Annotated in this window: 1 protein-coding gene; it reads right to left on the reverse strand. The window is 64.4% G+C overall.

The window, feature by feature from the left end; all coding sequences use genetic code 11:
• Positions 1 to 250, reverse strand: a 250-nt coding sequence (locus SB771_RS35985; protein ID WP_410722160.1) for a methyl-accepting chemotaxis protein, incomplete at both ends; no start/stop codon positions are given.

Genomic DNA, 250 nt, shown 5'->3' on the forward strand with positions numbered 1-250 from the left:
CGTTTCCTCAACGAGCTTCGAACCCGCGTCCACCCGGCTCGCCGAGTCGCCGATCAGATCCTTGATTTCCTTGGCCGCGCTGGCACTGCGCTGGGCAAGCGTGCGGACTTCGCCTGCCACGACGGCAAACCCCCGCCCTTGCTCACCGGCGCGAGCTGCCTCGACCGCCGCATTGAGCGCGAGGATGTTGGTCTGGAATGCGATTCCTTCGATGACCGTGATGATCTCCGCCATTTTGGCCGAGCTGTCG

Source organism: Burkholderia sp. SIMBA_051 (genome assembly GCF_046534915.1).
GTDB classification, from domain to species: Bacteria; Pseudomonadota; Gammaproteobacteria; order Burkholderiales; family Burkholderiaceae; genus Burkholderia; species Burkholderia ambifaria.